The sequence below is a fragment of the Bradyrhizobium sp. genome (genome assembly GCF_019242285.1).
Classification (GTDB): domain Bacteria; phylum Pseudomonadota; class Alphaproteobacteria; order Rhizobiales; family Xanthobacteraceae; genus Bradyrhizobium.
In genome coordinates, this window is record NZ_JAFAVV010000052.1 from 1 (window position 1) to 19,381 (window position 19,381).

The 19,381-nt window shown below is 66.1% G+C and carries 19 protein-coding genes and 3 pseudogenes; 11 read left to right on the forward strand and 11 right to left on the reverse strand.

Annotated features, from left to right (window positions below; genetic code table 11):
• The 4 genes and pseudogenes from JOY90_RS02160 to JOY90_RS02175 form a co-directional block, all read right to left on the reverse strand.
• Window positions 1-439: amidase (locus JOY90_RS02160; protein ID WP_291689527.1), on the reverse strand; the 439-nt coding region annotated here is incomplete at its 3' end.
• Entirely contained in the window at window positions 436-648 is a 213-nt protein-coding gene (locus JOY90_RS02165; protein ID WP_291689528.1) for a hypothetical protein, read from the reverse strand. The genes JOY90_RS02160 and JOY90_RS02165, both read right to left, overlap by 4 nt.
• Window positions 649-687: 39 nt before the next feature.
• The gene (gene gatC / locus JOY90_RS02170; protein WP_291689529.1) at window positions 688-975 is read right to left on the reverse strand and encodes an Asp-tRNA(Asn)/Glu-tRNA(Gln) amidotransferase subunit GatC; all 288 of its coding nucleotides are present in this window, start codon (window positions 973-975) and stop codon (window positions 688-690) included.
• Between the two features lie 338 nt (window positions 976-1,313).
• Window positions 1,314-2,389 (reverse strand): annotated as a pseudogene (locus tag JOY90_RS02175) (NAD(P)H-dependent flavin oxidoreductase).
• Window positions 2,390-2,535: 146 nt separating this feature from the next.
• Between JOY90_RS02175 and ruvX the strand changes: the two are divergent.
• Complete coding sequence (gene ruvX / locus JOY90_RS02180) at window positions 2,536-3,015, forward strand: Holliday junction resolvase RuvX (RefSeq protein WP_291689530.1); 480 nt, start codon at window positions 2,536-2,538, stop codon at window positions 3,013-3,015.
• Complete coding sequence (locus JOY90_RS02185; protein WP_291689531.1) at window positions 3,016-3,942, forward strand: AEC family transporter; 927 nt, start codon at window positions 3,016-3,018, stop codon at window positions 3,940-3,942.
• Here JOY90_RS02185 and JOY90_RS02190 read toward each other — a convergent pair.
• The 3 genes from JOY90_RS02190 to JOY90_RS02200 are packed head-to-tail and all read right to left on the reverse strand — an operon-like array spanning window position 3,937 to window position 7,152.
• Window positions 3,937-4,722, reverse strand: coding sequence for a CPBP family intramembrane glutamic endopeptidase (locus tag JOY90_RS02190; RefSeq protein ID WP_291689532.1), 786 nt, complete (start codon window positions 4,720-4,722; stop codon window positions 3,937-3,939). The two genes, JOY90_RS02185 and JOY90_RS02190, sit on opposite strands and share 6 nt — an antisense overlap.
• 15 nt (window positions 4,723-4,737) lie before the next feature.
• A complete protein-coding gene (locus tag JOY90_RS02195) occupies window positions 4,738-6,381 on the reverse strand; it encodes an acyl-CoA dehydrogenase family protein (RefSeq protein ID WP_291689533.1) in 1,644 nt (547 codons plus the stop codon).
• 15 nt (window positions 6,382-6,396) lie between these two features.
• Window positions 6,397-7,152: a M15 family metallopeptidase gene (locus JOY90_RS02200; protein ID WP_291689534.1), complete on the reverse strand. Its 756-nt coding sequence runs from the start codon at window positions 7,150-7,152 to the stop codon at window positions 6,397-6,399.
• A gap of 160 nt (window positions 7,153-7,312) precedes the next feature.
• Here JOY90_RS02200 and JOY90_RS02205 point away from each other — a divergent pair, with 160 nt between their 5' ends.
• From JOY90_RS02205 to plsY, 3 genes are read left to right on the forward strand one after another with little or no spacing between them, the layout of a single operon-like run.
• The gene (locus tag JOY90_RS02205) at window positions 7,313-8,266 is read left to right on the forward strand and encodes an aspartate carbamoyltransferase catalytic subunit (protein WP_291689535.1); all 954 of its coding nucleotides are present in this window, start codon (window positions 7,313-7,315) and stop codon (window positions 8,264-8,266) included.
• Between the two features lie 13 nt (window positions 8,267-8,279).
• Entirely contained in the window at window positions 8,280-9,581 is a 1,302-nt protein-coding gene (locus JOY90_RS02210; RefSeq protein ID WP_291689536.1) for a dihydroorotase, read from the forward strand.
• A gap of 33 nt (window positions 9,582-9,614) precedes the next feature.
• Window positions 9,615-10,211 carry a glycerol-3-phosphate 1-O-acyltransferase PlsY gene (plsY, locus tag JOY90_RS02215; protein WP_291689537.1) on the forward strand — a complete coding sequence of 199 codons (597 nt, stop codon included), beginning with the start codon at window positions 9,615-9,617 and terminating at the stop codon, window positions 10,209-10,211.
• An 8-nt stretch (window positions 10,212-10,219) separates the two neighbouring features.
• Here plsY and JOY90_RS02220 read toward each other — a convergent pair whose 3' ends face one another.
• A complete protein-coding gene (locus JOY90_RS02220; protein ID WP_291689545.1) occupies window positions 10,220-12,610 on the reverse strand; it encodes an ABC transporter substrate-binding protein in 2,391 nt (796 codons plus the stop codon).
• Window positions 12,611-13,678: 1,068 nt separating this feature from the next.
• Here JOY90_RS02220 and JOY90_RS02225 point away from each other — a divergent pair.
• The gene (locus JOY90_RS02225; RefSeq protein ID WP_291689538.1) at window positions 13,679-14,953 is read left to right on the forward strand and encodes a patatin-like phospholipase family protein; all 1,275 of its coding nucleotides are present in this window, start codon (window positions 13,679-13,681) and stop codon (window positions 14,951-14,953) included.
• Between the two features lie 71 nt (window positions 14,954-15,024).
• Entirely contained in the window at window positions 15,025-16,167 is a 1,143-nt protein-coding gene (gene dprA, locus JOY90_RS02230; protein WP_291689539.1) for a DNA-processing protein DprA, read from the forward strand.
• Between the two features lies 1 nt (window position 16,168).
• Here dprA and JOY90_RS02235 read toward each other — a convergent pair.
• Window positions 16,169-16,330: pseudogene (locus tag JOY90_RS02235) on the reverse strand (winged helix-turn-helix transcriptional regulator); the annotation flags it as partial.
• Between the two features lie 78 nt (window positions 16,331-16,408).
• On the opposite strand from JOY90_RS02235, the pseudogene JOY90_RS02240 reads away from it, so the two are divergent.
• A pseudogene (locus tag JOY90_RS02240) lies at window positions 16,409-16,507 on the forward strand (FMN-dependent NADH-azoreductase); the annotation flags it as partial.
• A gap of 55 nt (window positions 16,508-16,562) precedes the next feature.
• On the opposite strand, the gene JOY90_RS02245 reads toward JOY90_RS02240, so the two are convergent.
• The gene (locus JOY90_RS02245; protein WP_291689540.1) at window positions 16,563-16,739 is read right to left on the reverse strand and encodes a hypothetical protein; all 177 of its coding nucleotides are present in this window, start codon (window positions 16,737-16,739) and stop codon (window positions 16,563-16,565) included.
• Between the two features lie 188 nt (window positions 16,740-16,927).
• Window positions 16,928-17,698, reverse strand: coding sequence for an SDR family NAD(P)-dependent oxidoreductase (locus tag JOY90_RS02250; RefSeq protein ID WP_291689541.1), 771 nt, complete (start codon window positions 17,696-17,698; stop codon window positions 16,928-16,930).
• A gap of 113 nt (window positions 17,699-17,811) precedes the next feature.
• Between JOY90_RS02250 and JOY90_RS02255 the strand changes: the two genes are divergently transcribed.
• The 3 genes from JOY90_RS02255 to JOY90_RS02265 form a co-directional block, all read left to right on the forward strand.
• Window positions 17,812-18,282 carry a helix-turn-helix domain-containing protein gene (locus JOY90_RS02255; RefSeq protein ID WP_291689542.1) on the forward strand — a complete coding sequence of 157 codons (471 nt, stop codon included), beginning with the start codon at window positions 17,812-17,814 and terminating at the stop codon, window positions 18,280-18,282.
• A 46-nt stretch (window positions 18,283-18,328) separates the two neighbouring features.
• Window positions 18,329-18,484 (forward strand): hypothetical protein, encoded by a 156-nt coding sequence (locus tag JOY90_RS40020; protein WP_367276866.1) that lies wholly within the window; start codon window positions 18,329-18,331, stop codon window positions 18,482-18,484.
• Between the two features lie 271 nt (window positions 18,485-18,755).
• The coding region (locus tag JOY90_RS02265) for a DNA topoisomerase (RefSeq protein WP_291689544.1) at window positions 18,756-19,381 on the forward strand (626 nt) is incomplete at its 3' end.

Here is a 19,381-nt window from a genome sequence, read left to right on the forward strand (position 1 = left end):
GCCGGCGCCAGGGGTTGGCGACCGGCCCGAAGCAGGACGTCTCGTTCGACGAGCCCATCGCGAATTCGTCGTTGTTGAGCTTGCCGAGCATCACGGCGCCGTCGCGCCAGAGCTGCGAGGTGACGGTGGATTCGTAGGTCGGCACGAAATTGCCGAGAATCTTCGAGCACGCCGTGGTGCGCACGCCCTTGGTCGCGAACAAGTCTTTTATTCCAAGAGGAATCCCGGCTAGCGGGCCGCCCTCGCCCTTGGCGAGCTTCGCGTCGGCCTCGCGCGCCATCGCGCGCGCCCGCTCCGGGGTCTCCAGCACGAAAGCATTGAGCGAGCGCGCGGCCTCGATCGCCTCCAGATGGGCGTCCGTCAGCTCCAGCGACGTGAAGGATTTCTTCGCCAGGCCCTCGCGGGCCTCGGCGAGCGTCAACGCGGTGAAGTCGGTCATTTGTTGATCGGGCTGCAGAAGAAGGGAGACAGCGTCTTGTCGTCGGCCGGGTCGTCCTGCGTGGCGCGGGCCTGATCTTCAGCCTCAAGCTGGTCGAGCACGGCATTGACGGCCTGCTCGGGATCGGCGTTCTTGCCCTGCCGCGCCATCGCGTCGAGATAGTTCATATAGGCCTGATAGGCCTTTTCGTCGTCGCAGAGCAGACACATTGGACTTCTCGCTTGGGACTTTCCCGCTTGGTCACAGGGCTATTCGACGACTTTCGGCACCAGGAAGAAATGGTTCTCGGTGGCGGGCGCGTTGGTAACCACATCGTCGGCGATCTCGCCGTCGTCGACCACGTCCTTCCGCTTCTTCATCTCCATCGGCATCACCGAGGTCATCGGCTCGACGCCGTCGACATTCACCTCCGCCAATTGCTCCACGAACGACAGGATCGCATTGAGCTCGCCCTGCAGATGCGGAACCTCGGCCTCGGTGACCGCGATCCGCGCCAGATGCGCGATACGGCGGACGGTGGCGGCATCGACCGACATTATATAGGGCCTCAGGCTGGTGAATTCAGCCCGCGGTATAGCAGAGCCGGCTTTCGCGCCGCAACCGGCCCCTCACCCGGATCGCTGACGCGATCCGACCTATTCCCGCAAGCGGCAGGGCAATGGCCTATGGAAAGGCAGTCTTTTCCGCAGGGCCATCCTTCGAGACGCCCGCCTGCGGCGGGCTCCTCAGGATGAGGGTGTTTTTATGCGGCGAGATCTCAGAACCCCATGGTGAGGGCGCTGCAAAGCCGCGCGTCTCGAACCATGAGGCCCCGACGATCGCCGTCATACGCGATTGCCCTGTCGCAAGCGGGGAAAGGCGAAGAGAGACCTACCTAGCCCGCCAAATGGCTCATGCGCGCCAGCGCGGCGCCTGCGAGCGCCCGGGTCAACTCGGCGGCCGGCATCTCGCGCCCCATTCGCACCGCCTGCCCCGCCCAAAGCGTGGTGAAATCGACCTTGCCGTGTTTTTCGGCAGCCGCCTTCAGCGGGGCCAGCGCGGTGGCGGCATGCGGAAAGGCCGGCGCGTGCTCCGAGATCGGGCCGACCTCGGCCATCACGCGGTTCTTGACCCCGCGCGCCGGCCGTCCGGTCATGACATTGGTGACCACGGTGGAATCGTCATGCGCCTGCGCGAGCGCCGCGCGCTGAGGCCCGCTCAGCGTCGATTCCGGGCAGCGCAGATAGGCGCTGCCGATCTGCACGCCTGAGGCGCCGAGCGCGAAGGCCGCGGCGATGCCGCGCCCATCGGCGATGCCGCCCGCCGCCACCACGGGCACCTTCACGGCGTCGACCACCTGCGGCACCAGCGCGAAGGTACCGGGCTGCTCGGCAATATTTTCGGTCAGGAACATGCCGCGGTGGCCGCCGGCCTCGGCACCCTGCGCGATGATGATGTCGGCGCCGTGTTCCTCCAGCCAGATCGCCTCCTTCACGATGGTCGCCGATCCCATCACCAGCGAACCCGCGCCTTGACGCGATCGAGCAAGGCCTGCTCCGGCAGGCCGAAATGGAAGCTCACGATCTCCGGCCTCAGTTCCTCGACCAGCGCGCACATCGCCGCATCGAACGGGGCGCGGTTGGCGGCATTGATCGGCGCCTCCGGATCGATGCCGTGCTCGACATAATAGGCGGCCAGCCGCGCCTTCCAGCGCACCTCGCTCGCGGGATCGACCGCGAGAGGTGTGTGGCAGAAGAAGTTCAGATTGATGGGTGCCTTGACGCGCTGGCGGACAATGTTGACCTGCTCGCGCGCCCGCTCGACCGTCAGCAGCGCGCAGGGCACCGAAGAAAGCCCGCCGCCCTCGGCCACCGCGATCGCGATCTCGGCGCCGATCGCGCCCGCCATCGGCGCCAGCAGGATCGGAAACTCGGTCTTGATCAGGTTGAGGAGTCGATGGTCCGGCCACATGGTCGTCTTCGCCTGGTTCTGGAAAGGGTGCGGCGAGACTAATCCCGACGGCCGGCGGCGCATAGGCCGTCATTTGAGAACGGTTTCGTCTGTAACCAAGAACAGCGGCTTTGCGCGGCGGCCGACGCGCATGATATGCGACGTCCATGCCCGCCCCCATCCTCCCCCTCACCGATGCCGCCTTGCACTGGGGTGAGCGCGGCGCGCTGATCGGGCTCGATCTCGGCACCAAGACCATCGGTGTCGCCGCCTCCGATCCGGACCGAAGGCTTGCCACGGGGGTCGAGACCGTCAGGCGCAAGGCGTTCCAGGCCGACGCGGCGCGTCTGCTCGCGATCGCCGGCGAGCGCAGGGCGGCCGGCTTCGTGCTCGGGCTGCCCATCAACATGGACGGCAGCGAGGGACCCCGCGCGCAATCGACCCGCGCCTTCGCGCGCAACCTGTCAAGGCTCACCGAGCTTCCGATCGCATTGTGGGACGAGCGGCTGTCCACCGCCGCCGTCGAGCGCGAATTGATCGCCAATGACGTCAGCCGCGCCCGCCGCGCCGAGGTGATCGACGAGCACGCCGCGATCTTCATCCTGCAGGGCGCACTCGACCGCCTCGCGAAGCTCGAGACCGGCTAGATGGCGGTTGTCGTCGCGGCATTGCTGCCGGTGTTCCTCCTGATCGTGCTCGGCATCGTCCTGAAGCGCAGCCTGATGCGGCTGGATACGCAATGGCACGGGCTGGAGCGGCTGACCTATTACGTGCTGTTCCCGATGCTGTTGATCCAGACCCTGGTCAAGGCCGATCTCGACAAGGTGCCGGTCGCCGGCGTCGGCGGCGCGCTGATGCTCTCGGCCTTGGCGGCGTCCCTGCTCTGCCTGTCGCTCAGGCCGCTGCTGTCGCATCGCGACGTCGACGGCCCCGCCTTCACCTCGATTTTCCAGGGCGCCACCCGCTGGCAGACCTATGTCGCTCTGTCCGTCTCGCGCAATCTCTTCGGCGCAGCGGGACTCGCGCTGGCGTCGGTGGCCATGGTCGCGATCATCCCGCTGGTCAACGTGCTCAGCGTCGCCGTGCTCGCCCATTATGCCTCGCCCGAGAAGCAGTCGGCGCGCGCGATCGCGATGACCGTGATCAGGAATCCGCTGATCTGGGCCTGTGCGGTCGGGCTCTTCATCAACGTCGTCCACCTGCCCCTGCCGAGGATCTGGCATGATGTCGCCGACGCGCTGGGCGGCTCATCGCTGGCGATCGGCCTGCTTGTCACCGGCGCCGGCCTGCATCTGGAAGGCCTGCTCCGGCCAAGCCTTGCCGCCGCGACCGGCGTCCTCCTCAAGCTGGTGGTGATGCCGATGGTCGCGATTGCGCTCGCGCTGTGGTTCGGCGTCTCCGGCAACGACCTCGTGATCGTCGCCGTGTGTGCGGCCGTGCCGACCTCGCCCAGCGCCTATGTGCTGGCGCGCCAGATGGGCGGCGACGCGCCGCTGCTCGCCCAGATCATCACGCTGCAGACCATCCTGGCCGCGATCACGATGCCGGTCGCGATCGCGCTCGTGACCTCATGATTGCGACTGGCCTGCGATGACCAGGGTCTCGACCAGCGCGCCGAGATTGTTGAGGCCGTGCAGCACGATGGTGAGCCAGAGCGACCGGCTGCGATAGCGCAGATAGCCGAACCAGAGGCCGAGGCAGAACACCTCGCCGAAGAAATACCAGTCATATTGCAGGTGCAGGCCGGTCCACACCATCGACGACAGCACGATGGCACCGGGAACCCCGAGAAACGTCTCGGACCAGCCGCGGTAGAGGAAGCCGCGCGCCATCAATTCCTCCGACAGCGGCGCGGCGAGGCCGATTGCCGGAACCAGCATCCAGACCGAACCGTCGCGGCGCGCCGAATTGAGCACGTCGTTCATGAAGTCCGGCGCCGTCTCGCGCCCGAGCGCGCGCGACATCAGGTCCCACCCCATGACGAGGACGATCAGGCCGCCGGCGCCGATCAAGAAATCCTTCCACGACGGCCAGCGCAGCGCCAGATAGTCGGCGAAAGGCGTCCGGGTCATGCGGATCGCGAGCCAGAGCGCGACGAGCGTCGTCGGCAGCCCGCAGATCACCGACAGCGCGATCGCAAGCCCGCTGCCGGCCACCACCCTGATCGCCTCGCCGAGATCGAGGCCGTCGCCTCGCGCCAGCACGAAGAATACCACGACCGCGATCTGGCCGACGAACATCGCCGCGAACAGCACGACGCCCCACAGCGTGGTCCACCAGAAGCCGAGAATCCGGGGCTGGTGCTGCGCCGGCGTGATGCTCACCGGCGGGCTTTCTGGATTGAGCGAATCCATTCGATGTCAAGGCTTTCAGGGCAGCGCCCGCGTCAGCAGGACGCGGATGTCTTCATCGGAAAGGTCGACCGCGCCATACAGGCCGGTGTGGCCGGTGGCAAGGCGCGTCAGCGCGAACAGCTCCGCCTGCTGCGGCGAAACCTTGTTCAAGGCGGCGGTCGCAGCCAGCAGCGCCAGCGTCTCGACCGCGAGCCGCGCCACGTGCTCGCTGTCCTTGCGGCGGATCGCCGCGCCGATCAGCTCCAGCGCCTCGGCTGTCCCGGGCAGGCCCTTGCATTCGGAGGAGAGCGCCTGCAGCACGGAGGCCGAGACCTCGGGCTCGCGCGCCAGCGCGCGCAGCACGTCGAGGCACATGACATTGCCCGATCCTTCCCAGATCGCGTTCACCGGCGCCTCGCGGTAGTGCCGCGCCAGAATGCCTTCCTCGACATAGCCGTTGCCGCCGAGACACTCCATCGCCTCGTACAGGAATGCCGGCGCGCTCTTGCACACCCAGTATTTGACCGCAGGCGTGAGCAGGCGCATGTAAGCGGCCTCGCTCAGGTCGTTGCCGGCGCGGTCGAAGGCGCGGCAGAGCCGCATCACGACGGCGACCGATCCCTCCACCTGCAACGCCATGTCCGCCAGCACCGCCTGCGTCAGCGGCTGGTCGGCGAGCCGCTTCTCGAACACGCGGCGGTGACGGGAATGGTGCAGGGCATGGACCAGCCCCGAGCGCATCAATCCGGCTGAAGCAATGGCGCAGTCCTGCCGGGTGAGTTGCACCATCTGGAGGATGGTTCGGACGCCCTTGCCCTCCTCGCCGACGCGCACCGCATAGGCGCGCAGGAATTCCACCTCGGAGGAGGCATTGGAACGGTTGCCGAGCTTGTCCTTCAGGCGCTGGAAGTGGATCGCGTTGACCGATCCGTCCGGCAGGAAGCGGGGCATGAAGAAGCAGGTCAATCCGCCCTCGGCCTGGGCCAGCACCAGGAACGCGTCGGACATCGGCGCCGACATGAACCATTTGTGGCCGGTGATCCGGTAGGCATCGGCTTCGCGCGTCGCGCGCGTCGTATTGGAGCGCACGTCGGTGCCGCCCTGCTTCTCGGTCATGCCCATGCCGAGCGTCATGCCGCCCTTGTTCCACCAGGGCGAGAACGACGGGTCGTATTTGCGGGTGCCGATCACGGGGATCGTCTTGGCCAGCAGGCCCGGCTCGGCGGCAAGCGCTGCGACCGATGCGCGCGTCATGGTGATCGGGCACAGATGTCCGGTCTCGATCTGCGCCGCCATGTAGAATTTCGCCGCGCGGATCACCTCCGCCGCACCGCCGACGGCCTTGCCCTGCGCGTCCCAGGTCGAGTTGTGGATACCGGCCTCGGCCGATTGCGCCATCAATTCGTGATAGACGGGATGATACTCGATCTCGTCACGCCGGTTGCCGCGCGCATCGAAGGCGTGCAGCTTCGGCAGGTTCGCGTTGGCGACGCGGCCCCGCTCGGCCATCTCCGCCGAGCCCCAGAGCGAGCCGAATTCGGACAATTCCTCCGCCGCGGCGCCACCGCCGAAGGCTGCGACCGCCCCCAACAGCGGCCGGTCCAGCGCATAGAGATCGACCTCCTCGAATGGCGGCGACTGGTTGAAGACTTCATGGGTGACGAAAGAAGATTGGGTCATCAGCAGGGTCTCGCGTCAATCGCGGCGCGGTCGAATCGGAAAATCATAGGCCCGCCTGCCCGCGCCGGGCAGCGAAAAGTGCCACCACTCCTTGCCATAGTTCACAAAACCCTGCTGCGCCATCGCCTTCACGAGTTCGCTCCGCCAGTACCGCTGCTCGGGCGTGATCGAACCGGCGGCGGTATAGGCCCTGAGGTCGGAACAATCATAGCCGGTGCCCATGTCGATGCTGCCCTCCGGCGCGCGCTTCGGTGCCGGCGCGGTACAATCGGCATAGGTCTTGTCGGGATCGATGGTTGAGGAATTGTCGGCGGCAAGATCGACCAGCGTGAGATCCAGGGCGGTGCCCGTCGAGTGCCCGGAATGGGGGGCGATGAAGCCGAGGCGGAACAGGTCTTCCTTGGCGAATGTCGGATTATAGCGATGCTGCGCCGGTGTCTCCTTGCCGTCGCGCGACCAGGCCACCATGTCGGACACCGCGCGCGCCGGACGATAGCAGTCGAACATCTTCAGCGACAGGTTCCGCCGCGCGAGCGCCTCCTGGATCGCCTTCAGCTTCACCGCGACCTCGCGTTTCACCACGCATTCGGCCGCGTCATAGCCGGCAAGGCGGCGGCCGACAAAATTATTCGACGTGGCATAACGGATATCCTGGACGATGGTCGGATCGACGTCGCGCAGATAGACGAAGTCCGCAGGCAGCGCTTGCGCATGGGCCCGCGCGACCAATGCGGCAGCTACGGCCAGCAGCAGGATCAGTTTCACGTTCATCCAAACCTTCCCGTGGGAACGGGAATCTGGATACCGGGCAAGCGCCAAATCGGCAAAGACTGGCGTCATTTATCGTGAATTTCACAGACCGGGGGATAACTCACGCCCGCGCCATTGACGCTTGCACTGCGGAAAAACCCCGCCTATAGCTCTGGCTTTAATGACATTCGCATCGAAATCGACCTTCGTCCTCGGTCACCGGCATCTGCTGGGCATCGAGGGGCTTTCCGCTGCCGACATCACCGGCCTGCTCGACCTTTCCGAGGAATATGTCGAGCTCAACCGCCAGATCGACAAGAAGCGCACCTCGCTGCGCGGACGGACCCAGATCAACCTGTTCTTCGAGGCCTCGACCCGGACCCAATCCTCGTTCGAGATCGCGGGAAAACGGCTCGGCGCCGACGTGATGAACATGTCGGTCTCCTCCTCCTCCATGCGCAAGGGCGAGACCCTGGTCGATACCGCAGTGACGCTGAACGCCATGCACCCGGACATCCTGGTGGTACGCCATCATGCCTCCGGCGCGGTGGAACTCCTGGCGCGCAAGGTCGACGGTTCCGTGATCAATGCCGGCGACGGCGCCCATGAGCATCCGACCCAGGCGCTGCTCGACGCGCTCACCATCCGCCGCAACAAGGGTCGGATCGAGGGCCTGGTGATCGCGATCTGCGGCGACGTGCTGCATTCGCGGGTGGCACGCTCCAACATCCTCTTGCTCAACACCATGGGGGCGAGGGTGCGCGTGGTGGCACCCTCCACGCTGCTGCCGCCCGGCGTCGAGCGCCTGGGGGTGGAGGTCGCGCGCGACATGCGCGAGGGGTTGAACGGCGCCGACATCGTCATGATGCTGCGGTTGCAGCGCGAGCGCATGAACGGCTCGTTCGTGCCGTCGTCCAGCGAATATTTCAATTACTTCGGCCTCGACCAGAAGAAGCTCGCCTACGCCAAGCCCGACGCGCTGGTGATGCATCCGGGGCCGATGAACCGCGGCGTCGAAATCGACTCGATCGTCGCCGACGGCGCGCAGTCCTTGATCCGCGAGCAGGTGGAAATGGGCGTGGCGGTGCGCATGGCGGTGCTGGAAGCGCTCGCCCGCAACCTGCCCAACGCTTGAAGGAAGGTCGACCATGCTGACCGATCGCCGCCCGATCCTGCTCGCCAATGCGCGCGTGATCGATCCGTCGCGCGATTTCGACGGCCTGGGCGACGTTCTGATCGCCGACGGCGTGATCCGCGACGCGAAGCGCGGGATCGGCGCCGCCGGCGTGCCGGAAGGCACCGACATCATCAACTGCGCCGGCAAGATCATCGCCCCGGGCCTGATCGACATGCGCGCCTTCGTCGGCGAGCCGGGCCTGAGCCATCGCGAAACCTTCGCTTCGGCGAGCCAGGCAGCGGCAACCGGCGGCATCACCACCATCATCTGCCAGCCCGACACCGAGCCGGTGATCGACAACTCCGCGACGGTGGATTTCGTGCTGCGCCGCGCCCGCGACACCGCGATCGTCAACATCCAGCCCATGGCGGCGCTGACCAGGGGCCTGCGCGGCGAGGTGATGACCGAGATCGGCCTGTTGAAGGCCGCCGGCGCGGTCGCGTTCTCCGACGGCGGCAGGAGCGTGCTCAACGCCCAGGTGATGCGGCGCGCGCTGACCTATGCACGGGATTTCGACGCGCTGATCGTGCATCACACCGAAGACCCGAACCTCGTCGGCGAAGGCGTCATGAACGAGGGCGAATTCGCGACCCGGCTCGGGCTGGAAGGCATTCCCGATGCGGCCGAGGCCGTGATGCTGGAGCGCGACATGCGGCTCGTCGCTCTGACCGGCGGCCGCTATCACGCCGCGTCGTTGAGCTGTATCGCTTCGCTCGAGATCCTGAAACGGGCGCGCGACGCTGGGCTTGCCGTCAGCGCCTCGGTCTCGATCAACCACGTCACCCTGAACGAGAACGACATCGGCCCCTACCGCTCGTTCCTGAAATTGTCGCCGCCGCTGCGCACCGAGACCGACCGCCAGGCGCTGGTTGCAGCGTTGGCCTCCGGGCTGGTCGACATCATCATGTCCGACCACAATCCGCAGGACGTCGAGGTCAAGCGGTTGCCGTTCGCCGAGGCGGCCTATGGCGCTGTCGGGCTGCAGACCATGCTGCCGGCGGCGCTGCGGCTGATCCACAATGGCGACCTCGACTGGAAGACGCTGTTCCGCGCCATGTCGACGCGGCCGGCCGAGCTGATGGGCCTGCCCGGCGGCAGCCTGCGTCCGGGCGCGCCGGCGGACGTCATCGTGATCGACGCCGATGTGCCCTGGGTGCTCGACCCCGCCGACCTGAAGTCGCTGTGCAAGAACACCCCGTTCGACGAGGCGCGGTTCTCGGGCCGTGTCGTGCGCACCATCGTCGGCGGCCGCACCGTCTACGAGCACGTGTGAACAACGAACAATACGCGTGAGGGAGTGCTGCCCATGGGATCCGACGCCTTCCTGCCCGTCGCGCTGATCATCGGCTATCTCTGCGGCTCGATCCCGTTCGGACTGATCCTCACCAGGCTTGCCGGCACCGCCGATCTGCGCTCGATCGGCTCCGGCAATATCGGCGCGACCAATGTGCTGCGCACCGGGCGCAAGGGGCTCGCCGCGGCGACGCTGCTGCTCGACATGCTGAAGGGCACCGTCGCCGTGATCGTCGCCGGCTATCTCGGCGGACCGGACGCGGCAATGGCGGCGGCGCTGGGCGCCTTTCTCGGCCATCTCTTCCCGGTCTGGCTGAAATTCCACGGCGGCAAGGGCGTCGCCGTCTATATCGGCGTGCTGCTCGGCCTGTTCTGGCCGGCCGCGCTCGCCTTCTGCGCGATCTGGCTCGCCACCGCCTTTGCCTCGCGCTACTCCTCGCTCTCGGCGCTGGTCGCGAGCCTGGTGACGCCGATCCTGTTGTGGTGGTTCGGCCACCTTGCCCTCGCCGCGCTGTTTGCGGTGCTGACCCTGCTTCTGTTCTACATGCACCGCGAGAACATCAGGCGGCTGCGGGCGGGAACCGAGGGCCGGATCGGGCAGAAGGCTTGAGCGTCCGCTCAGCGTTCGACGACCGGACGCGGCTTACGTTTTTGGCTGCCCGGCTCGCCCGGTTTGTGAGCGCGTTTGGCGGCAGCGGCTGCCGCCGGTTGGTGAGAGCGATCATTGGCGGCGGCCGGCCTTGGTCGATGAGGGCGTTCACGCGCGGCAGCCGGCGCCGTTTCGTGAGAGCCTTCATCGGCGGCCGGCGGTGTCTGCTGGCTGGCCCGACTTGATTGCCAGTCACGGAATTGACGGAGGAGCGGCGACTCCTCTTTTTTCTGGTCCTTGGCCTCCGCCGCCGCGGGAGCATCCGGCTGCTGGCTCACCGCAGGCTTCACATTGTGGTCGATCCACTCCTGCGCCGCCTTGAAGCGCGTCCAACCCGCCACCGGAGCCGCCGGCGCAAGCTCGAGCCATTTCGGATGAAACGGCGGCCGCTGCAACTGCGTCACATGCGAGAACAAGGCGTCGACCATCAGCGATACGCGCCGGTAGCGGTCGCTATCGGGCCGCCAGTTGAACGAGGCGAGGATCGCCTCGCCCGCAATCGTCTCGACCGGCGCCCCGCTCGGCACCAGGTTGGGATAATCGTCGGAGGAAAGCTGCGCGGGAAGATAGTCGTCGTGCAGCGATTTGTCGTACTCCACGGGCACGAGGTGAAGGTTGGGGTCGCTGACCTCGGTCAACCACCGCAGCGGCTTGCCCTCGACCGCGACGATCGCGTCGATATCTCCCTTCTGCAACATCGCCAGCGCGATCTTCGGATCGAGATAGAGCAGATGCGGCTTGATGCCGATCCGCTCGAACACGTTGATCGAGGTGACGAACGTGCCGCCGTCGGGCAGATCGATCGCGACGGTCTTGCCATCGAGCTCCTTCAGGTCGTTGATGCTCTTCGATGCGAGGACGTGCATCTCCTCGTTGAACATCTTGGTGACGTAGACGAGCTGGCCGCGGATGTTGCTCGCAAATCCCTTGCGCTCCAGATATTGCAGCGTGTCCTTGCGGACGATCCCCACGTCGACGCCCCGCAGCAGGAGGATGTCGGCCACCGCCTGGACCGATCCGCGGCCGAGGACCGGCAGAACGCGAAGATCGGTGCCCTTGTCCAGCACGTAGGCGATATCGGACCCCATCTGGACGTAGGTGCTGCCGAGCGCCCCGGTCATCAGAGTCACCGTGTTCGCGTTGAGCTGATCGGCGAGCGCGTGCTTGGCGTCGTTGCTGTAGCGGAAGATGACCTTGAGGGAATCGCTCACCGCGCCCGGGTCGATGCCGCTGCGGACCGGCCCGAACCGCTGCCAATGCCCGCCGGTGAAGCGCATCATCTGCATCTGCTCGAGCGGCGCGTGATCGGTCGCACTGGTGTTGACCAGGACGCCGGGGATCATCATCGGAAGCTGCAAGCCCTTGAGCGTGGATGCCTGCTTCATCACGTTCTCGCGCGAAAGGTCGTTGCCGCACCGCTTCAGGACTTCGACCATCGCAGTCGCGATCGCATAGCCGTAGGTCGCCAGGCTGTTGCTCCGGCTCACGTCCGGCAGATAGCGATCCATGAAAGCCGACCAGTCGGGGTATTCGGGCTGGCTGGCAAACGCCGGGTCGTCGCCCTCCCAGGCGTAGCCGGCGGCCAGCGTTCCTTCCGCGTTTTCGAGTCCGGCCGGTTTCATGACGGCGGTGACCGGGCTCGACACCGACGTGATGATGTGCTGCGGCTTCCACCCGAGCTCTGCCGTTCGGCGGATCGCCATCACCGCGAACTTCGGCGTCGTGACGTCGAAGAAGATGTCAGCGCCGGACGCCTTGAGCGCGGCGATCTGCTGATTGATATCGGTGTCCGAGACCTTGTAGGTCGCCTCGGCAACGATCGCGATCTTGCCCTCGAGCCCATCCTTGAGCCCTTTGAGGTAGTCCTTCCCGAATTCATCGTCCTGGGAGAGGATTGCGATCTTTCCTTTCGGCTGGGTCTCCAGCAGGTATTGCGCGACGATGTGAGCCTCCGTCTGATAGCTCGGCGAGAATCCCATGGTCCAGGGAAAATCTCGCGGCTGGTCCCAGATCGAGGCACCGGACGCCAGGAAGAGTTGCGGAACCTTTTGTGCATTCAGATAGGGCCGCACCGCCGCGCTTGTCGCCGTGCCGAGGCCCGCGAAGATCAGCAGCGCCCTGTCCTGCTCGATCAGCGTCTTGGTGTATTCGACGGTTTTCCGCGGATCATATTGATCGTCATAGGAGATGAACTTGATCTTGCGGCCATTGACGCCGCCCTCGTCGTTGACCTTCTTGAAATAGGCGGCGATCGTCCTGCCGATGACGCCGTAGGCCGACGCAGGCCCGCTATACGCCATCGTGTTGCCGATCCGGATTTCATCCTCCTCGGCGTGCAGGCGCGGCATCAGCAACAGCATGAGCGTCGCCAGCAGGACCAGGCTGCGGCAACCGCAGCGGAGCCCCGCCCGGGGCAGCAGCGTCTCTCTGGAAAACACGCCATCGACGACGACACGATCACGAGCGGCTGACACATGCATCGCAAGTATCCTTTTGTTCAATCAATGCGCCGCCCATCGAGCGGCTCAAAACCGACCTGCCGCCCAACCGACGGCCGGTCCTCTCCGGTCCCCGTTCCCTGTCGCTGTCGGCGGGTCGATGCAGCGCTCGCGCGCCAAAACGCCGGCGTGCGGCATGGGATCGAAACCATGTCGAATGAGTGCTGGCCGATCGGCGGAGCAAACAAATACGACGCGTTCGACGAGCGCGTCCGCCAAGGCCTGCCAGTCGCGTTCCTTCCATGATGCGCTGCGCGCCGAGCTTGCATCATGCGGCTCGACAGTTGCAGCCCAGCTTTCCTAGCCGGATCGTATTGGAGTTTTTGGTCTCAAATTAAAGGACGCGAGGCGTAAATGTGTTGATTAGCGGGCACACGTGACGATTGGTATCGAAGTGCCTGCCGTTTTCACGCTTGGGGCGAGCGACGGAAAACCGTCAACTATACGGCAAGAGAAGGAGAAGCAGCACCGGGACTTCAATTCTGCCGATCCGAACTGACTCCGAGGCGCCGTTTTCGCGACAGCTTCCGATGCGCGCATCGAGCCGAAGTCCGAATCAAGCACAGGGCCTGGTCCACTCGCCGCGGCCACGAGAGACGACTGGGGGTCTTTGCACATTGCTCCCGGCGCTCTCGCGCCCCCGCAATGTTGCGGCTGGTGGGAACTCCAAATTCGCCGCAGTAGTGACGCCGAAACGACAACGCGACGGCCTATCGATTCGCACGCGATTCGCGCGACTCACGCGGAGCACGCGTCCTGCTCGTCGCCGATCGCCTATCTTGTTCGAAACCCGGCGGGACTCTGGCGAATCAATGCCCGGGCTGTCATGGTCCGTTCGGGGTAGGTGCCATCAGTCGCGAGGGATGAACCGGTTCGTCCCATCCATTGCGCGTGCCAAGACACAAGCGCGCCAAGACAAGGAAGTGCCCCGTGCAGCAGAAGGCTGCCCAACCTCAATCCCAAACGCAGGCCAGCGGCCTGCTCTCCGCCGTGGACATCTGGTCGACCGGTCCTGGAGCGACGGGGAGGGTTGCGCCTGCGGCGAGCAAGCCGACGCAGAAAGCCGCAGCGACCCGTTTGCCGCCGGCCCTGCTGCCGATAGCCGAAGCGCCCGCGGTCGCCGAGCCGGTCGGCGTGGCCAAGAGCCTTGCGAGACGCGTCGCCGACGTCATCCCCGCGCTCAGGGAGCGCGCGGGCGAGCCCGAACGCGCCGAGCGTCGGACGTGGCCGCCGCGAAAGCTGTCGCTGGCGCTGCAAGGCGGAGGCTCGTTCGGCGCGTTCACCTGGGGCGTGCTGGAGCGGATCCTGGAAGAGCCAGGCTGCGAGCTCGAGGCCATCAGCGGCGCCAGCATCGGCGCGGTCAATGCGGCCCTGCTCGCCTGCGGCTTCGTCGCCGATGGGCGCCAGGGCGCGACCAGGCGGCTGGCGCGGTTCTGGAGCCGGTTGACCAACGAAAGCTCGTTCCGTTCGTTGATGCTGATCGGCGGCTTCTCGCCGGCTGGAAGCTCGGTCGCCTTCGGGGCGAGCCTGAAGTCCGGACAGTTCGATCCTTTCGATCTCGACCCTCTGCGCGAAGCCTTGGCAAAGGACATCGATTTTGCGGCGCTGCGCGCCGGCCATTGCCCGCGGCTGCTGGTGGCAGCCACGCGGGTCCGCGACGGCGGCCTGAAATTGTTCGGCAATGACGATATCAGCCCCGACGTGCTGCTCGCATCGACCTGCCCGCCGCTGGTGCATTGCGCCGTCGAGATCGACGGCGAATCCTATTGGGATGGTGGCTACAGTGCCAATCCGCCCGTCGCAGGCCTGGTGCGAGCGGCCGAGAGCGACGTGCTGGTCGTGCAGGTCACGCCGTCACGAGACAGCTATATCCCGATCACCTCGGCGGCGATCGACCGCCGCCTCGATCAGATCACGGCCAATTCGGTGCTGAACGCCGAAATCGCCGCCCTGGAATCCGCGCGTCGCGATATTGCCTCGGGCCCGCGCATCTTCCGGATCGCGGCCGAGGACGAAATCGACGGGCTCGCACAGCGCAGCGCGGTCGATCTCGGCACCAACTTCATCAAGCTCCTGCATCGGAGCGGCCGCAATGCTGCCGACCGCTGGCTGCGGCAGCTGCCGAACACGACGACGGCTGCGATGCGGCAGCGGGAGAAAGCAGGCGCCAGCGCGAAGCCGGCTGCGGAGGCCGAGCTGGTGTAATCCCGTGCACCCGCCCCATCGGGGCACGGTTGTAGCCCAATACCCCCTTCCCCACGCCAGCAGGTTGATCCATGCTGTCCCCGCGAGGGGCCAGCGTGGATTTGATCAGCAGCACAACGGAGCTCAGTGATGCCGAGCGGATCGACCGGTTGCGGCTGATCCGGTCCGAGAATGTCGGGCCACGCACCTTCCGATCGCTGGTGAGCCATCTTGGGAGCGCACGTGCTGCGCTCGCCCGCTTGCCCGAACTGGCCCGGCGCGGGGGCGGAGCCGGCCAGCTCCGGATCTGCGGCGTGGACGAGGCCCGCGCCGAGCTTGCCGCAAGCCGAAAGCTCGGCATCCGCCTGCTCGCGCAGGAAGAAGCCGGCTATCCGAAGCGATTGGCCACGCTCGACGACGCACCGCCCCTGCTTGCCGTGCGAGGCGAAGCCGAAACTCTGATGCGGCCAATGCTTGCGATCGTCGGCTCACGCAACGCGTCAGCCGCCGGCCTGAAGTTCGCGGGCCTGCTTGCGCGCGAGCTTGGCGAGGCCGGCTTCGTCGTGATCTCGGGACTTGCCCGCGGCATCGATCAGGCCGCGCATCGCACGAGCATCGGAAGCGGCACGGTCGCGGTGCTTGCCGGCGGGCACGACCACATCTATCCGCCCGAGCATGTCGAGCTGCTCGCCGCCATCCTGGAAGCCAAGGGCGCTGCCATCTCCGAAATGCCGCTTGGCCACGAGCCGCGCGCCCGCGACTTCCCCCGCCGCAACCGGTTGATCTCGGGCTGCGCGCTCGGCGTGATCGTGGTGGAGGCCGCGCATCGCTCGGGCTCGCTGATCACGGCGCGGCTCGCCAATGAGCAGGGCCGCGAGGTGTTTGCGGTGCCGGGCTCGCCGCTCGACCCGCGGGCCGACGGCACCAACGACCTGATCAAGCAGGGCGCCACCCTGGTGACGCAGGCGGCCGACGTCATCCGGGCGATCGAGCCGATCCTGGAACGTCCGGTCATTCCGCCCTTGCGCGAGGAGGAGGCCGAGCCTGTCGATGCCGCCCCTGATTCAAGCGAACGCGCCCGCATCACCGGCCTGCTCGGGCCGAGCCCGGTTTCGATCGACGATCTGATCAGGCTCGCCGACGCGCCGGCGGCGTCGGTACGCACCGTGCTGTTGGAGCTCGAGCTCGCCGGCAGGCTGCAGCGGCACGGCGGCGGACTGGTGTCACTGCTATAGCTCAATTCTCGCTGCGCTCGTCGAACCGCGACCGCGCGCGCTCGATCTCGGGCTGATGGTCAAAAGCCCATTGGCCGAGCGCCTGCACCGGCTTCGACAGCCCGTGTCCAAGATCGGTCAATTCGTATTCGACGCGCGGCGGAATGGTCGGAAACACCGACCGGCTGCGGCGGGCGGAGCCTGGCATCGACGTCATCTATCGCGATCTCTCACAACCCCTTGGCGCATCTGTCGGGCTCACGAGTTCATTTCCGCCGACGGCATCCAGGTCGGCCCAGAACATCGCGAGAAGGCGCTCGCCGGTGCGCTCGAGGCCGCAGCACGCCTCGAAGCCGCCTGACTCCGCTGGTCCTGACGCGTAGCGCGACGGCGATCCCCCGATTCCATCGCGCCGCTCAGGACCAGACGCCCTGGACGCCGGACAGGATCGCGAGCAGCGACGCGAGCAGGCCAATGCCTGAAAACAGCGCAACGGCGATGAAAGAGTCATGATCGGCTTCGGACGGAGCAGGCTTGGCGAAGGAAACCCTGGATACCGGAATCGACGCAAATAACGGCGCAATTTTCGACATGACGGCCTCTTCAAATCGGCAATGGTGACAGAAACGATGGCGGCCCTGCAAACGAGTCGTTACAGGGCCTGCCGAGGTTCAATGCGCGGGCGCGCATCGTCGAGAATGCGCACCGCGGCTATCGCGACCTCACGATCCTATTCCGAACGCCGGGAGACCGGTGTGACGTGCTTCACCTGCCGCCGCGACTACCGATAGATCGGGGCGCCGCTCGGAGCGCCGGTCGCGCCGCCATCCACGAACAGCTCCTGCGCCTGGATGTGCGCGGCCTCGTCGGAGGCGAGAAACAGTACGGTGCTCGCGACGTGGTCCGGCTCGCCGAGGTGCCCGAGCGGCGTTGCGCGGCCGATCCGCGCCTCGAACGCCTTCTCAGCCTCCGGCGTTGCGACCGCCGCGCCCCAGATCGGGGTACGGATCGCGCCCGGCGCCACCACATTGACCCTGATACCGCGCGGTGACAGCTCGGATGCCATCACCCGCGACATCGCACGTACCGCGCCCTTGCTCGCGGCATAGGCGGCATAGCCGGGGCTGCCCAGCACCGAGATCACCGAACCGTTCAGGATGATCGAGCCGCCGTCGTTCATCTGCGCTACCGCCGCCTGCACCGTGAAGAACACCGCGGTGACGTTGGTACGGATCACCTTCTCGAACGCCTCGCGCGTGGTGCCGCCGAGCGGCGTATGGCCGGGAATGCCTGCATTGGCGAAGACAATGTCGAGCTTGCCGAAGCGCTCGACGGCGCGGGCGACCGCCGCCTCCATCGCCGCGACGTCGGTCGCGTCGGCGACGAGCGCGAGCGCATTCGGCCCCAGCTCTGCCGCGGCGGCCTCCAGCGTCTGCCGGTTGCGCCCGGTGATCGCGACCTTCGCCCCTTCCGCCACGAACAGCCTGGCGGTGGCCAGGCCGATTCCTCCATTGCCGCCGGTGATCAGCGCCGACTTGCCCGCGAGCCTCATGATCCGTCTCCTATGGTTGCATTATTAAACCAGATTGCATAGCTAGGGCATCCGGTTTTATGATGCAACCGCACAAGGCCGTGATCGGCCGGGATCCGCGAGGGGAGCCGATATTGGTCAAGCGCAAGAGCCTGGAAGATGCCGAGTGCCCGATCGCGCGCTCGCTGGACGCGATCGGCGACTGGTGGTCGCTGCTGATCGTCCGCGATGCGCTGCTCGGCCGGCGCCGCTTTGGCGAATTTCAGAAGAGCCTGGGACTGGCGAAGAACATCCTCGCCGCGCGGCTGCGCCTTCTGGTCGACAAGGGCATCCTGAAGCCTGCCCCCGCCTCCGACGGCGGCGCCTACCTGGAATACGTGCCGACGCCGAAAGGCCGCGGCCTCTTCCCGGTGCTGGTGGCCTTGAGGCAATGGAGCGAGGCCTTCGACGAGGCGCCCGAGGAGATCGCGACCGTCCTGGTCGACCGGGACAAGGGCCGGCCGGTCAGAAAGCTCGAGCTGCGCGCCCAGGATGGTCGCCTGCTCGGCTTTGCCGATACCGTGCTGAGGCCAAAACAGACATCAGTCCGGTCTCGGCGCGCCTGAATGCGACCGCGCCTCACGACAGCTTCCGTCGGCTGCGCAGCCGGACATGCTCCTCCGCTTCGAGCTGGACCATTGCGAGGAGGTACCCGAGCATGTCCAGCCGATGCCGCCGCGTGAGATCGCCAAGGCTGCTCACCGTCTCGGCAATGAAGTACGCCGCCTCCTCCGGACCTCCCTCGCCCGGGTGTTCCTCGATCCGTGAAATCCGTGACCCAACAGACGATCTCCGCTTCCGTTTGCGTGTTGTGTTAGCCATCCATTTGGTGTGGCTTTCCGCTCCCGATACCTCTTATGCGGCTACAACTCTAGGCCGCATTCCGCAACCCTCAGGATGCTTGATGGCGAGGGGCTGCGAGCTTTCAACATCTGGCGATTTGACAGCGGCGCCCTCACCACCCATGTTCGGGCCGGGTGGCCGGCTGCGAATCTCGCGGAACCGGCCTTTCGCTTTTCCCATAAGCCATTGGAATGACATGAATATCGTCATCGTTGAGTCGCCGGCGAAGGCCAAGACGATCAACAAATATCTGGGCTCGTCCTATGAGGTTCTGGCCTCCTTCGGTCACGTCCGCGATCTGCCGGCGAAGAACGGTTCCGTCGATCCCGATCACAATTTCCGAATGATCTGGGAGGTCGATCCGAAGGCCAACGGGCGGCTCAACGACATCGCCAAGTCGCTGAAAGGGGCGCAGCGCCTGATTCTCGCCACCGACCCTGACCGCGAGGGCGAGGCGATCTCCTGGCACGTCCTGGAGGTGCTGAAGGAAAAGCGCGCGCTGAAGGATCAGAAGATCGAGCGCGTGGTGTTCAACGCCATCACCAAGCAGGCGATCTCGGAAGCGATGAAGCATCCGCGCGAGATCGACGGCGCGCTGGTTGACGCCTATATGGCGCGCCGGGCGCTCGACTATCTGGTCGGCTTCACCCTCTCTCCCGTCCTGTGGCGCAAATTGCCCGGCGCCCGCTCGGCCGGCCGGGTGCAGTCGGTCGCGCTGCGGCTGGTCTGCGACCGCGAGATGGGGATCGAGAAGTTCGTTCCCCGCGAATACTGGTCACTGGTCGCGACGCTTTTGACGCCGCGCGGCGAAGCCTTCGAGGC

Coding starts and splice junctions, on each gene's coding strand:
- JOY90_RS02165 (WP_291689528.1), bottom strand. CDS start 648: ATGTGTCTGCTCTGCGACGACGAAAAGGCCTATCAGGCCTATATGAAC.
- gatC (WP_291689529.1), bottom strand. CDS start 975: ATGTCGGTCGATGCCGCCACCGTCCGCCGTATCGCGCATCTGGCGCGG.
- dprA (WP_291689539.1), top strand. CDS start 15,025: ATGCTGTCCCCGCGAGGGGCCAGCGTGGATTTGATCAGCAGCACAACG.
- JOY90_RS02185 (WP_291689531.1), top strand. CDS start 3,016: ATGGCGGTTGTCGTCGCGGCATTGCTGCCGGTGTTCCTCCTGATCGTG.
- JOY90_RS02190 (WP_291689532.1), bottom strand. CDS start 4,722: ATGGATTCGCTCAATCCAGAAAGCCCGCCGGTGAGCATCACGCCGGCG.
- JOY90_RS40020 (WP_367276866.1), top strand. CDS start 18,329: ATGCTCCTCCGCTTCGAGCTGGACCATTGCGAGGAGGTACCCGAGCAT.
- JOY90_RS02200 (WP_291689534.1), bottom strand. CDS start 7,152: ATGAACGTGAAACTGATCCTGCTGCTGGCCGTAGCTGCCGCATTGGTC.
- JOY90_RS02245 (WP_291689540.1), bottom strand. CDS start 16,739: ATGTCGAAAATTGCGCCGTTATTTGCGTCGATTCCGGTATCCAGGGTT.
- JOY90_RS02205 (WP_291689535.1), top strand. CDS start 7,313: ATGACATTCGCATCGAAATCGACCTTCGTCCTCGGTCACCGGCATCTG.
- ruvX (WP_291689530.1), top strand. CDS start 2,536: ATGCCCGCCCCCATCCTCCCCCTCACCGATGCCGCCTTGCACTGGGGT.
- JOY90_RS02220 (WP_291689545.1), bottom strand. CDS start 12,610: ATGCTGTTGCTGATGCCGCGCCTGCACGCCGAGGAGGATGAAATCCGG.
- plsY (WP_291689537.1), top strand. CDS start 9,615: ATGGGATCCGACGCCTTCCTGCCCGTCGCGCTGATCATCGGCTATCTC.
- JOY90_RS02210 (WP_291689536.1), top strand. CDS start 8,280: ATGCTGACCGATCGCCGCCCGATCCTGCTCGCCAATGCGCGCGTGATC.
- JOY90_RS02195 (WP_291689533.1), bottom strand. CDS start 6,381: ATGACCCAATCTTCTTTCGTCACCCATGAAGTCTTCAACCAGTCGCCG.
- JOY90_RS02250 (WP_291689541.1), bottom strand. CDS start 17,698: ATGAGGCTCGCGGGCAAGTCGGCGCTGATCACCGGCGGCAATGGAGGA.